This window comes from Subtercola boreus (genome assembly GCF_003399625.1).
Lineage (GTDB): Bacteria > Actinomycetota > Actinomycetes > Actinomycetales > Microbacteriaceae > Subtercola > Subtercola boreus_C.
In genome coordinates this window covers 108,270-120,502 of the sequence record NZ_NBXA01000026.1, presented here as the reverse complement: position 1 = coordinate 120,502, position 12,233 = coordinate 108,270, and the positions used below count along the sequence as shown (strand labels likewise).

General features: G+C 69.5%; 12 protein-coding genes. 10 read left to right on the top strand and 2 right to left on the bottom strand.

Annotation, left to right across the window (positions count from 1 at the left end; translation table 11 throughout):
• Positions 1 to 9: 9 nt before the first annotated feature.
• Positions 10 to 1,356 (top strand): phosphoglucosamine mutase, encoded by a 1,347-nt coding sequence (gene glmM, locus B7R21_RS13975; protein ID WP_116283864.1) that lies wholly within the window; start codon positions 10 to 12, stop codon positions 1,354 to 1,356.
• Positions 1,357 to 1,398: 42 nt separating this feature from the next.
• Here the strand turns inward: glmM and coaA are convergent, their stop codons facing one another.
• Entirely contained in the window at positions 1,399 to 2,352 is a 954-nt protein-coding gene (coaA, locus tag B7R21_RS13970; RefSeq protein WP_116283863.1) for a type I pantothenate kinase, read from the bottom strand.
• A 50-nt stretch (positions 2,353 to 2,402) separates the two neighbouring features.
• Between coaA and glmS the strand changes: the two genes are divergently transcribed.
• The 9 genes from glmS (at position 2,403) to B7R21_RS13925 (ending at position 10,935) form a co-directional block, all read left to right on the top strand.
• Positions 2,403 to 4,250 carry a glutamine--fructose-6-phosphate transaminase (isomerizing) gene (gene glmS, locus B7R21_RS13965; protein WP_116283862.1) on the top strand — a complete coding sequence of 616 codons (1,848 nt, stop codon included), beginning with the start codon at positions 2,403 to 2,405 and terminating at the stop codon, positions 4,248 to 4,250.
• Between the two features lie 16 nt (positions 4,251 to 4,266).
• Positions 4,267 to 4,626, top strand: coding sequence for a holo-ACP synthase (locus tag B7R21_RS13960; RefSeq protein ID WP_116283861.1), 360 nt, complete (start codon positions 4,267 to 4,269; stop codon positions 4,624 to 4,626).
• On the top strand, positions 4,623 to 5,873 hold the full coding sequence (gene alr, locus B7R21_RS13955; protein WP_116283860.1) for an alanine racemase: 1,251 nt from the start codon (positions 4,623 to 4,625) through the stop codon (positions 5,871 to 5,873). The genes B7R21_RS13960 and alr (B7R21_RS13955) overlap by 4 nt, the downstream gene beginning before the upstream one ends.
• On the top strand, positions 5,870 to 7,645 hold the full coding sequence (alr, locus tag B7R21_RS13950) for an alanine racemase (protein WP_116283859.1): 1,776 nt from the start codon (positions 5,870 to 5,872) through the stop codon (positions 7,643 to 7,645). The genes alr (B7R21_RS13955) and alr (B7R21_RS13950) overlap by 4 nt, the downstream gene beginning before the upstream one ends.
• The gene (tsaB, locus tag B7R21_RS13945) at positions 7,642 to 8,286 is read left to right on the top strand and encodes a tRNA (adenosine(37)-N6)-threonylcarbamoyltransferase complex dimerization subunit type 1 TsaB (RefSeq protein ID WP_253259818.1); all 645 of its coding nucleotides are present in this window, start codon (positions 7,642 to 7,644) and stop codon (positions 8,284 to 8,286) included. The genes alr (B7R21_RS13950) and tsaB overlap by 4 nt, the downstream gene beginning before the upstream one ends.
• A complete protein-coding gene (gene rimI / locus B7R21_RS13940; protein WP_367379407.1) occupies positions 8,283 to 8,801 on the top strand; it encodes a ribosomal protein S18-alanine N-acetyltransferase in 519 nt (172 codons plus the stop codon). Before tsaB ends, rimI begins: the two co-directional genes overlap by 4 nt.
• Positions 8,798 to 9,862 (top strand): tRNA (adenosine(37)-N6)-threonylcarbamoyltransferase complex transferase subunit TsaD, encoded by a 1,065-nt coding sequence (tsaD, locus tag B7R21_RS13935; RefSeq protein WP_116283858.1) that lies wholly within the window; start codon positions 8,798 to 8,800, stop codon positions 9,860 to 9,862. The genes rimI and tsaD overlap by 4 nt, the downstream gene beginning before the upstream one ends.
• A 66-nt stretch (positions 9,863 to 9,928) precedes the next feature.
• Positions 9,929 to 10,207, top strand: coding sequence for a DUF4190 domain-containing protein (locus B7R21_RS13930; protein WP_172592185.1), 279 nt, complete (start codon positions 9,929 to 9,931; stop codon positions 10,205 to 10,207).
• A gap of 113 nt (positions 10,208 to 10,320) precedes the next feature.
• A complete protein-coding gene (locus tag B7R21_RS13925) occupies positions 10,321 to 10,935 on the top strand; it encodes a hypothetical protein (RefSeq protein WP_116283856.1) in 615 nt (204 codons plus the stop codon).
• A 72-nt stretch (positions 10,936 to 11,007) separates the two neighbouring features.
• Here B7R21_RS13925 and B7R21_RS13920 read toward each other — a convergent pair whose 3' ends face one another.
• A complete protein-coding gene (locus B7R21_RS13920) occupies positions 11,008 to 12,198 on the bottom strand; it encodes a class I SAM-dependent methyltransferase (RefSeq protein ID WP_116283855.1) in 1,191 nt (396 codons plus the stop codon).
• Positions 12,199 to 12,233: the final 35 nt, after the last annotated feature.

The window sequence follows — 12,233 nt, the reverse complement described above, 5'->3', positions numbered from 1 at the left end:
TACTTCGTTTTGGCTCGCCTCTTCGGCACCGACGGTGTGCGTGGGCTCGCGAACAGAGATGTCACGGCAGATCTGGCTCTTCGCGTAGCCCAGGCCGCCGCTGTAGTGCTCGGCGCATCGGCACGTACAGCCGGTCGTCGACCGATCGCGGTTCTCGCACGGGACCCGCGTACCTCCGGTGACTTCATCGCCGCAGCGGTCGCGGCCGGCTTTGCCAGTTCCGGTGTCGACGTCTTCGATGCCGGTGTGATTCCCACGCCGGCCGCCGCCTATCTCGTTGCCGACCTCGGTGCCGATTTCGGCTGCATGATCTCCGCATCGCACAATCCGGCGCCCGACAACGGCATCAAATTCTTCGCGCGGGGCGGCAAGAAGCTCGACGACGAGATCGAGGAGGCCATCGAGGCCGCCCTCGGTGAGCCGTTCCTCGTGCCGCTCGGCGGAGACGTTGGGCGCATCCGCCGTTTCGCCGACGCCGAAGACCGGTATGTCGTGCATCTGCTCGGCACCCTCCCGCACCGGCTCGACGGGCTGCATGTCGTGCTCGACTGCGCCCACGGCGCTGCAGCGGGTGTCTCGCCCGACGTCTTCACCGACGCCGGGGCGCGTGTCACCGTGATGGGCAACGACCCGAACGGTGAGAACATCAACGACGGGGTGGGATCCACCCATCTCGACGGCCTCGCCGCCGCGGTGATCGCCGAGGGGGCCGACCTCGGCATCGCCCATGACGGAGACGCCGACCGGTGCCTGGCGGTCGACGCGACAGGTGCTGTCGTCGACGGAGACCAGATCATGGCGATCCTCGCGACCGCCCTCGACTCCCGTGGTGCGCTCGTCGAACGCACGCTCGTGGCCACTGTCATGTCGAATCTCGGTCTTCGTCGCGCAATGGCCGAGCAGGGCATCCGGATGCTCGAGACCAAGGTCGGCGACCGGTACGTGCTCGAGGCGATCAACGCCCACGGCTACAACCTCGGCGGCGAGCAATCCGGCCACATCATCTTCGGCGACTACGCCACTACGGGCGACGGGATCCTGACCGGCCTGCAACTGGCCAGCCACATGGCGGGCACGGGCAAGACGCTCGCCGAACTCGCCAGCGTGATGACGGTCTACCCCCAGACGCTCATCAACGTTTCGGGCGTCGATCGCGAGCGGTCGACGACCGACGAGGTGCTGGCCGCGGCCGTTCTCGCAGCGGGCGAGGCTCTCGGCGAGACCGGGCGCGTGCTGCTCCGCCCATCCGGAACCGAGCCGCTCGTGCGCGTGATGGTGGAGGCCGCCGACCAGGCGACCGCAGACCGTGTTGCCGGCGAGCTGGCCGCCGTGGTGCGCGAGCAGCTCTCCCTCTAACCGCTCATCCCGCCGGTTCGTGCGCGGCTGCGCCGGCCGGGGTCAGAGCTTCCGGACGAGCACGCGCTTCACGGCGTGGTTCGCGCCCTTCTGCAGCACGAGGGTCGCCCGCGACTTCGTCGGCAGCACGTTCTGCACGAGGTTGGGCTGGTTGATCGACGTCCAGATCGAGTGCGCGGTTCGCCGCGCCTCCTCCTCGGTCAGGCTCGAGTAGCGGTGGAAGAACGAGCTCGGGTTCGCGAACGCACCGCGCTGGAGTTTCAGGAAACGCTCCTCGTACCAGTGCGCGATATCGGTGGTGCGGGCATCCACGTAGATCGTGAAGTCGAACAGGTCGCTGACCGCGAGCCGGTGCCCGGGGGAGGGGGGTTGCAACACGTTGAGGCCCTCGACGATGAGGATGTCGGGCTGGCGCACGACGATCTGTGCGTTCGGCACGATGTCGTAGCTCAGATGAGAGTAGAACGGGGCACGCACCTCTTCGGCTCCGCTCTTCACCGCGCTGACGAAGCGGAGGAGCGCCCGGCGGTCGTAGCTCTCGGGGAAGCCCTTGCGGTCCATGATGCCGAGCCGGTTCAGCTCGTGGTTCGGCAGCAGGAACCCGTCGGTGGTCACGAGTTCGACGCGGGGGGTGTCCTCCCAACGGGCGAGCAACTCGCGGAGCAGGCGCGCGATGGTCGACTTGCCCACGGCGACCGAGCCCGCCACGCCAATGACGAAGGGGGTCCGCCTCGCCCGCTCGCCGAGAAAGTCGGCGGTCTGCCGGTGCAGGTTCTGCCGCGCCGCAGCGTAGAGGTTCAGAAGACGGCTGAGCGGCAGGTAGACCTCGCTCACCTCGGTCATGTCGAGCGGCTCGCCGAGGCCGCGCAACTGCACGATCTCTGTTTCGAGGAGGGGGTGGGGGGTGGCGGGGGCGAGGGCCGCCCAGTCCGCCCGGTCGATCTCGACGTAGGGGGTGGTGTGGCTCACGGTGGGAATCGACGCGGAATCAACCATAGGTGTCCATTGTGCCTCAACACACAGATGGCCCCTGTAAAATCGGATCCATGTGTGGAATCGTGGGCTACGTCGGACGACCAAAGAGCCTGGAGGTTCTTCTCGGAGGGCTGCGGCGACTCGAGTATCGCGGTTATGACTCCGCCGGGGTGGCGATCATCACCGAGGAAGGCGACCTCGTCACGCGAAAGCGCGCGGGCAAGCTGGCTGTGCTGGTGGATGACCTGGCCGCCGAAGCGCTCACCGACGGCTCAACGGGCATCGGTCACACCCGCTGGGCGACCCACGGTGGGCCGACCGACGGCAATGCGCATCCGCATCTCAGCCGGGACGGCAAGCTCGCCCTCATCCACAACGGCATCATCGAGAACTTCGCCGAGCTGAAGGCCGAACTGCTCGCCGACGGTTACACCTTCGAGAGCGAGACCGACACCGAGGTCGCCGCGAAGCTGCTCGGCCGGGAGTACGAGGCCGGTGGCGGGCTCGCTGCTGCACTCGGCCGTGTCGTGGTGCGCCTCGAGGGCGCGTTCACCCTGTTGGCCCTGCACAGGGACGAGCCGCTCGTCGTGGTCGGTGCGCGCCGCAACTCCCCGCTCGTGATCGGGCTGGGCGAGGGCGAGAACTTCCTGGGCTCGGATGTCGCGGCCTTCGTCGAGCACACCCAGCGCGCGGTGGCGATCGGCCAGGACCAGATCGTGACCATCACCCCCGACACCGTGACCGTCACCGACTTCTTCGGCACCGAGGTGCAGCCGACAGAGTTCCAGGTGTCGTGGGATGCCTCCGCCGCGGAGAAGGGCGGCTGGTCGAGCTTCATGGCGAAGGAGATCAGCGAGCAGCCCGAAGCCGTGGCGAACACGCTCCGCACGCGCATCCACGACGACCACGTCGTTCTGCCCGACCTGGCCGGGCTCGAGGAGTCGCTCGTCGGCATCGACCGCATCGTGATCATCGCCTGCGGCACCGCGAGCTACGCCGGGATGCTCGGCAAGTACGCGCTCGAGAAGTGGGCGCGCATCCCGGTCGAGGTGCAGCTCTCGCACGAGTTCCGCTACAGCGAGCCGGTGCTGTCGCCGACCACGCTCGTCGTGTCGATCAGCCAGTCCGGCGAGACGATGGACACGCTGATGGCCGTGAAGTACGCGATCGAGGCCGGGGCGAAGACCCTCTCGATCTGCAACACGCAGGGTGCGACGATCGCCCGCGAGTCGGATGCCGTGATCTACACGCACGCCGGCCCCGAGGTCGCCGTGGCGTCGACGAAGGCGTTCGTCGCCCAGATCGCGGCGCTCTACCTGTTCGGCCTGCACCTCGCCGAGGTGCGCGGCACACTCTCGCCCGAGGCGACGAAGGAGGCGCTCGACGAGCTGTCGAGCATCCCCGAGAAGCTCGAACAGGTGCTGCTCACGAAGGAGCGCATCCAGGAGCTGGCGAAGTGGATGTCGGACTCCCGCGCCGTGCTGTTCCTCGGTCGGCACGTGGGCTACCCGGTGGCTCTCGAGGGTGCCCTGAAGCTCAAGGAGCTGGCGTACATCCACGCCGAGGGGTTCGCCGCCGGTGAGCTGAAGCATGGGCCGATCGCGCTGATCGAGCCGGGACAGCCGGTGTTCGTTGTCGTTCCGAGCCCGCGGGATCCGAATTCGCTGCACGCCAAGGTGGTCTCGAACATCCAGGAGATCCGGGCGCGCGGTGCGCGGATCCTCGCCATCGCCGAGCAGGGCGACGCTTCGGTGCTGCCGTTCGCCGACGAGGTCATTCCGATCCCGCTGGCGGGTGCACTGTTCGAGCCGCTGCTGGCCGTCGTTCCCTTGCAGATCTTCGCGATGGAGTTGGCGACCGCCAAGGGACTCGACGTCGACCAGCCCCGCAACCTCGCCAAATCGGTCACGGTCGAGTAGCCGGGAGCCTGGACTCGTGATCATCGGTGTCGGCGTCGACATCGTCGATGTGCCGCGATTCAAGCGCCAGCTGACGCGCACTCCGGCGCTAGTGGAACGCCTGTTCGCTGAGAGCGAACGCTCCCTCTCCCTGCGTTCCCTGGCCGCGAGATTTGCGGCGAAGGAGGCGTTGGTGAAGGCGGTCGGCGACCCCACCGGGTTCCGCTGGCACGACGTGGAGGTGGTCTCCGACGAACTCGGGCGGCCGTCGTTCAGGCTTGCGGGCTACGCTGCCGAGTCGGTGGCGGCGCACGGGATCGACACGCTGCATCTCTCGTTGAGCCACGACGGAGACTCAGCCTGTGCATTCGTGGTGGGCGAGGGTGGTGTGCGATGAGTGACGACGAAACGGTGTCGGGTCCGTCAGGGGTGGTGGCAGACAGGCGTGCCCCGTCGCAGCACGAGGCCGAGCAGCAACCGTTCCGGCTCGCCGCCGTCGACCTCGGTGCGATCCGGCACAATGTGCGCACCGTCGCCACGCTCGTCGGGCCGGGCACCGCCGTCATGGCGGTCGTCAAGGCGAACGGGTACGGTCACGGCGCCGTCGAGGTCGCGCGGGCGGCTGTGGAGGCGGGTGCGACCTGGCTCGGGGTGGCCGATGTCGACGAGGCGGTGGCGCTCCGGGATGCCGGACTCGACGTTCCCGTTCTGGCCTGGCTGCACGGCTCGAACGCCCGGTTCGATGAGGCGGTCCTCCGCGGGATCGACGTCGGGGTGAGCTCGGTGGCTCAGCTGGAGGCGGTGGCGCGGGCCGTCGAGGCGGTGCGAGGGGTAGTCGCGGATGGCGCGGGCGAGCCGGTGCCCGGCGCGGATGGCACGGGCCAGACCGCGGCACGGGTGCAGCTGAAGCTCGACACCGGTCTCGGCCGGAACGGTGCCGAGCGGAGCGAGTGGGCCGCGCTGTTCGGTCGTGCCGCCGAGTTGCAGCAGGCCGGGGTGCTCACGGTCACGGGCATCTTCAGCCACCTGTCGAACGCGAACGATGACGAGGATCGTGCGCAGCTCCGGCTGCTGGCGGCCGCCGTCGAGGAGGCTCGCGCGGCCGGGATCGAGCCCACGGTCATCCACCTCGCCTCGACGGCAGCGACGCTGAGACTGCCCGAGACCCGTTTGACGATGGTGCGACTCGGCATCGGGATGTACGGACTCTCGCCGTTCGACGACGCCACCTCGGCCGATCTCGGGCTGCGGCCTGCCATGCGGGTCGAGGGGCGAGTGATCTCGGTGAAGCGGGTTCCGGCAGACAGCGCCGTGTCGTATGGGTACACGTACCGCACCGCGGGGGAGTCCACGCTGGCGCTGGTGGGGCTGGGCTACGCCGACGGGATCCCGCGGCTCGGCTCGAACCGCGCACCGGTGTGGATCCGGGGCGGCCTCCACCGCGTCTCGGGGCGCATCGCGATGGACCAGTTCGTGGCCGACGTGCACGACGAACCCGTCGAGGTGGGCGACCGAGTGGTGCTGTTCGGGGATCCGGCAGACGGGCATCCGTCGGCCGACGACTGGGCGAGGGCCGCCGAGACCATCAACTACGAGATCGTGACCCGTATCGGCCCGCGATTCGAGCGGAGGTACACGTCATGAGTGCAGCAGCACCCGAGCGCGTTGCGCGGATCAACCTCGACGCGTTCCGACACAACGTGCGAACGCTGGCAGCGCTCGCGTACCCGGCCGAGACGATGCTCGCGGTCAAGGCCGACGCCTACGGGCACGGGATGATCGAACTCGCGGGTGCGGCGCTCGAGGCCGGGGCGACCGCCCTTGCGGTGCTCGACATCCCGGCAGCCCTCGAGCTCCGGGACGCCGGGTTCACGGTGCCGATCTTCGCCTGGATGCACGCTCCCGATGCCGACTTCGACGGGGCGGTCGCAGGGGGGATCGACCTCGGCGTGTCGGCCCTCTGGCAGCTGGAGCGGATCGCGGAGGCGCGGGCGCGGCTCGTTCGGATGGCGTCCGGATCGACTGGCGGCACGGGTGGCGGTGCGGGTGCGGGTGGCAGCGCGCACGCGGGTGGCGGAGCGGGTGCGGGTGCGGGCGGCGACGCGGGCGCAGAGGGCAGCGCGCTGCCGGCACCGGCGCGGGTGCACCTCAAGATCGACACGGGGCTCCACCGCAACGGCGCGACCGTCGAGGACTGGCCGGGGCTCGTGCTCCGCGCGCGGGAGCTGCACGAGCAGGGCCTGCTCGAGCTGTTCGCGGCCTGGTCGCATCTGGCAGATGCCTCACCGGCCGACGACAGGGACGCGCTCGAGCAGTTCCGCGCGGCGGTCGACGTCGCGCGCGGGCTCGACGCTCCGCCGTTGAAGCTGCACCTCGCGGCGAGTTCTGCGGGAATCCGGATGCCCGAGGCACGCTTCGACATGGTGCGCTTCGGTATCGCCGCCTACGGGGTCTCCCCGTTCGACGACGAGACGGCCGTGGAGCTCGGGCTCCGGCCGGTGATGACGTTGGTGGCACCGGTGGTCTCGGTGAAGCGCGTGGCGGCCGGGCACGGAGTGTCGTACGGATTCGACTATCGCACCGATCGCGAGACAACGCTGGCGCTGGTTCCGCTCGGCTATGCGGATGGGATTCCCCGGGCCTCCAGCGGCCACGGCGAGGTGTGGATCGATGGCCTCCGGCACCGTGTTGCGGGGCGGGTGGCAATGGACCAGATCGTGGTGGATGTCGGCGACGCACCCGTCTCGGTGGGCGACGAGGTCGTCGTGTTCGGCGAGGAGCCGCACGGTTTCGGGACGGATGGTGAGCGCGCGAGTGTGCCGACGGCCGAGGAATGGGCGGGCTGGGCGCAGACGATCGGCGACGAGATCGTGGCCCGGGTCGGTCCGCGTGTGGTGCGCGAGTACGTCACCGACGAGTCGTGGGAGATCGCCGACCCCGAGCGGATGCACGCGTTCGGTGTGGAGTTCGCAGGCCGGCTCCGCGCCGGGGATGTGCTCGTGCTCACCGGTGAGCTCGGGGCGGGCAAGACGACGTTCACGCGCGGCCTCGGCGAGGGGCTGGGAGTGCGGGGCTCCGTCACCAGCCCGACGTTCGTTCTCGCCCGCACACACCCGAATCGCGCGACCGGGGTTCCGCTGGTGCACGTCGACGCCTACCGGCTCGGCAGCGCGGCGGAGCTCGACGACCTCGACATCGACTTCGCGCACTCGATCGTGGTCGTGGAGTGGGGTTCGGGCATGGTTGAACGCCTGGTCGACGGGTACCTCGAGCTCGTGATCGAACGGCCGCACGGGGCCGCGGTGTCGCCCGGTGAGAGCGACTCGGGCGAGGCCGACGTCGACGAGCCCATCGAGCCGCGCCAGCTCACCCTGTACCGGCGCGGCACGCTCCGCAGCACGGAAGTACGCAGATGACCGGCCGACCCGAGCTGCTGCTGGCGATCGACACGTCGGCCGGCACGAGCGTGGCCGTCGTGCGGGGTGGGGCAGGCATCCAGAACCCGAGGGTGCTCAGCCAGGCCGACGGATTCGACACGATGAAGCATGCCGAGGTGATCGGGCGGCTGATCGAACGGGCGCTCGCAGAGGCCAGAGTTGAGGTGCGGGAGCTCACCGGTGTCGTCGCGGGAATGGGCCCCGGGCCATTCACCGGGCTCCGGGTCGGCATCGCCGCCGCGCGCGTGTTCGCCCTGGGGGCGGGCGTGCCGGTGCTGCCGGTGATCAGTCATGACGCGATCGCGCTCGCCGAGGCATCCGATGGCCGTACCGGCGAGCTTCTGGTCGTGACGGATGCCCGCCGGCACGAGGTCTACTGGTCGCTCTACGACCTCGCCGCGGCGCCGGTGAGGCTCGGCGGGCCGGGCCTGTCGAAGCCGGATGACCTCCCGCACCTCGACGCCCGCAGAACCGATGGCGCCCACGTCTCGGCCGGGCAGCTCGGTGTCGTCGCTCTCGGCCTGCTCGATTCGAACGGACCCTTCGCCCCCGACGAAGCGCTCTACCTCCGCTCGCCCGACGTGACGGTGCCGACCGGAGTGAAGCGGGTGACCCAGTGAGCGCGGAAACGGTGAGCGAGCAGCCGGTGAGCGAGCAGTTCGTGCTGCGCGTCGCCACACCCGACGACGTCGACGCCATCATGCAACTCGAGACCGCGACGTTCGAGAACGACGCGTGGTCCCGGGCGATGATGCTCGGCGACCTGTCGCAGGCCTACTGTCGCTACCTGGTCGCCACACGACCGGGCGACGGCCCCACGACCGCCCTCAGCGGGTACGCCGGGCTGATGAGCGCACGGGGAGCAGCGGATGCCGACATCCAGACCATCGCCGTTGCTCCGGATGCGCGGCGGCGCGGCCTCGCACGGCTGATGATGACCACCCTGATCGCCGAGGCGGTCTCGCGGGGTGCCAGGCGACTGTTCCTCGAGGTGCGTGCCGACAATCCGGGTGCCCAGACGCTCTACGAGAACCTCGGGTTCCTGCCCATCGGAGTGCGCCGCGGGTACTACCAGCCCGATGACGTCGACGCGGTCGTCATGCGACTCGACCTTCCGGCCGGAGGTGCCGCGTGACAGACTCCATCCGCCAGCCCGTCGTGCTCGGCATCGAGACTTCGTGTGACGAGACCGGGATCGGGATCGTGCGCGGCACGACCCTGCTCGCCAACGCGATCGCGTCGTCGATGGACGAACACGCCCGCTACGGGGGAGTGGTTCCCGAGATCGCCGCACGGGCCCATCTCGAGGCGCTCACTCCGACCATCCGTGCCGCCCTTGCCGAAGCGCAGCTGACGTTCGACGACATCGACGCGATCGCGGTCACCTGCGGGCCGGGGCTCTCGGGCGCACTGATGGTGGGCGTGGCCGCAGCGAAGGCGTTGGCGCTCTCGACCGGCAAGCCGCTCTACGCGGTGAACCACCTGGTCGGGCATGTGGGAGTGGATCTCGTCACGCCCGACTCCGAACCGCTGGAATACCCGACCGTCGCCCTGCTGGTGTCGGGCGGACACACCTCGCTGCTGCTCGTGCGCGACCTGGTCGCCGACGTGGAGCTTCTCGGCGAGACCATCGACGACGCGGCAGGTGAGGCGTTCGACAAGGTGGCGCGGGTGCTTGGCCTGCCCTACCCCGGCGGTCCGCACATCGACAGGGTGGCGATCGGCGGCAACCCGAAGGCTATCCGGTTCCCGCGCGGTCTCAGCCTGCCGAAGGACCGTGAGAAGCACCGCTACGACTTCTCGTTCTCCGGGCTGAAGACGGCCGTGGCCCGCTGGGTCGAAGCGCGCGGCGACCGGGGCGAGGAGGTGCCGGTGGCGGATGTCGCGGCGAGTTTCCGTGAGGCTGTCGCCGATGTGCTGGTGACGAAGGCCCTGGCGGCATGCGCCGACCTCGGCGTGCCGCGGCTGCTGCTGGGAGGCGGGGTCGTGGCGAACGCCCGGGTGCGTGAGCTGGCGACGGAACGGAGTGCGGCGGCCGGCGTGGCGCTCCGCATCCCGCCGCTCTCGCTCTGCACCGACAACGGGGCGATGATCGCGGCGCTCGGCGCGCAGCTGATCCTCCGCGGGCACGCGCCGTCGGGGCTCGACTTCGGGGCGGACTCCACCCTTCCCGTGACCGACATCCAGGTCGTCTGAGCGGCTCGTCGTTGACAGCCGCTCAGCGTTCCTGCCACGATGAAGCACCAACGAAGGAGATCAACCATGACCACACCCGCCTCGTATTCCGCCCCCGGAGCTCCCGCCCGTAAGACGAATGTCATCTCGATCGTGGCGCTCGTCGTCTCGATCATCGGCTTCACAGTCATCGGGATCGTGCTCGGCTTCATCGGGCTCAACCAGGTCAAGAAGACCGGTGAAGCCGGCCGGGGTCTCGCCCTTGCGGCGATCATCATCGGCTTCGTCGAGCTGGTACTGCTGGTCATCTACATCATCTTCGTCGTGGCGGTTGTCGGAGCTGCCTCGGTGTCGAGCAACTACTAGCAGCTGGCAGAACGCTTCGCCACCGGCGGATGGTGCCGCCGGTGAGGCGCTTCTCGCTAGGCTCGGAGTAGTTCTCACAACTGACGAACGAACAACCGGAAGGAACCGTCACCATGACCGATCCCCAGAACCCCACCGGCGAGGGCACCTCCCACCCGGCTGTGCCGCCCATCCAGGGCTCAGACACGCCCCCACAACCCCCCACCCCGAGCGAGGCGCCGACTGCGCCGCCGGCCCCGCCGACTGCTCCTCCCGCGCCCCCCGTGGCGCCGGCGTACTCGGCTCCGGCCGCGCCTGCTGGCGTGCCGCTTGCGAAGGATGTTCCGCCGGCACCCCCCGCCTTCGCGCCTGCCGCTCCCGCGCCGCCCGCCGCCCCCGCGTACAGCGCTCCGAGCGCCCCCGGATACGGCGCACCGGGTGCACCCGCCTACGGCGCTCCCGCCCCCGCGAAGACGGCTGTGCTCAGCCTGATCGGCTTCATCGCCGCGATCGTCGGCATCCTGATCTCCGCCGTCAGCATCGGCATCGGCGGATTCATCTTCTCCGTCGCCGGTGTTGTGCTCGGCTTCATCGGTCGGCGCAAGGAGCCTGCCGCCAAGGGCTTCTGGCTGACAGCGATCATCGTCGGGTTCGTCGGCGTGCTGCTGTCGATCGTGCTCATCGTGGGATTCATCATCGCCATCGCGGTGAGCGTGAACAACAGCAACAACTACAACTACACGTACTGAGACCCTCTTTGCGAAAGGGCGTCCGGCTTCGGCCGGGCGCCCTTTCGCGTGTGACGGCGCCAGCACCGCATCTCAGCCCAGTCGGTCGGCCAGGATCGCCGTGTGCCGCCCCGCCACCCGTGTGACGAACAGCGTCGCCTCCTCCGAGCCCTGCAGGGCGAGTCTGGGGCGGAGCGTCTGAGGATCGATGTCGACTCCCCGTTTCTTGATCTCGAGGCGGCCGATCCCCTGGGCCTTCAGCTCCTTCTTCAGCGCAGGAATGGCGAACGGGAACACCGCCCGCACCCGGAATGCTGACGCGAACGGCGTCTCGATCAGGCTGTCGGCGGTCAGGTAGGCGATCTGTTCCGCCACCATCCGGGCGCCGAGGCTCCGGGCGAGGTCGCCGATCAGGCGAGCCCGGATGACGCTCCCGTCGGGCTCGTACAGATACTCCCCGAGCGCACCGGCGTCGACGTCTTCGGAGTCTTCCGCGGCGTGCAGTTCGTCGCTCCGCCCCTTCGCGATGACGAGCGCCGACCTCCGGATGCCGTCCCGCGCCAGGGGGCCGAACCAGAGTCCCGTCTCCACCACGTGCCCGTCGACGGAGACCCACTGGGCTTCCGCATCCGCCGGCAGCAGGTCGCGGTCGAGCCCGGGGCCGAGTTTGACTCCCACGGGCATCCGTTCGGCGAGGCCGAAGACATGATCGAGCGACGGGCTGTAGTCGGCGGGGTCGGTGAGGCGCGAGGTGTTGGTGTGGCCGGCAGTGCGCCGGGCCGGGTCGAAGTAGAGGCCGTCGACCCGGGAGGTGTCGAACGACTCCGCGTCGCCGTGTTCCACCGTGGCGGTGTCGAAGGGGGCCAGATTGTAGGAGGCGATGGCAGCGGTGACCTCGTCCCGTTCCACCGCGACGACGTCGAGGCCGAGGCCGGCGAAGGCCAGCGCATCCGCCCCGATGCCGCAGCCGAGGTCGGCGACGCGGGCAATGCCAGCCCTGCGGAACCGCCCCGCGTGCAGCGACGCGACACTGAGGCGTGTGGCCTGTTCGAGCCCGGCCTCTGTGAAGAGCATCCGGTCGGCGAAGTCGCCGAATTTGCCGGTCGCACGGGCTCTCAGGCGGGCTTGGGTCATGACGGCGCCGACCAGGGCCGCGGAGTAGCCGCGCTTCCGGAGATCGGCCACCGAGCGCACGATGTTCGCCCCGTTCGTGTAGGGCGGAAGCGAGTCGAGCAGGTTCAGCCCCTCGGCCGTCATCAGCTGTTCGAGCTCAGTTCTCTGCATGGGCCAAGTTTAGAGGCGGGGGTGCGAGGCGCTGG

What these genes read in the sequence shown, in the direction of transcription:
- B7R21_RS13930 (WP_172592185.1), top strand. Translation starts at nt 9,929, where the DNA reads ATGACCACACCCGCCTCGTATTCCGCCCCCGGAGCTCCCGCCCGTAAG.
- B7R21_RS13925 (WP_116283856.1), top strand. Translation starts at nt 10,321, where the DNA reads ATGACCGATCCCCAGAACCCCACCGGCGAGGGCACCTCCCACCCGGCT.
- alr (WP_116283860.1), top strand. Translation starts at nt 4,623, where the DNA reads ATGAGTGACGACGAAACGGTGTCGGGTCCGTCAGGGGTGGTGGCAGAC.
- alr (WP_116283859.1), top strand. Translation starts at nt 5,870, where the DNA reads ATGAGTGCAGCAGCACCCGAGCGCGTTGCGCGGATCAACCTCGACGCG.
- coaA (WP_116283863.1), bottom strand. Translation starts at nt 2,352, where the DNA reads ATGGTTGATTCCGCGTCGATTCCCACCGTGAGCCACACCACCCCCTAC.
- tsaB (WP_253259818.1), top strand. Translation starts at nt 7,642, where the DNA reads ATGACCGGCCGACCCGAGCTGCTGCTGGCGATCGACACGTCGGCCGGC.
- glmS (WP_116283862.1), top strand. Translation starts at nt 2,403, where the DNA reads ATGTGTGGAATCGTGGGCTACGTCGGACGACCAAAGAGCCTGGAGGTT.
- B7R21_RS13920 (WP_116283855.1), bottom strand. Translation starts at nt 12,198, where the DNA reads ATGCAGAGAACTGAGCTCGAACAGCTGATGACGGCCGAGGGGCTGAAC.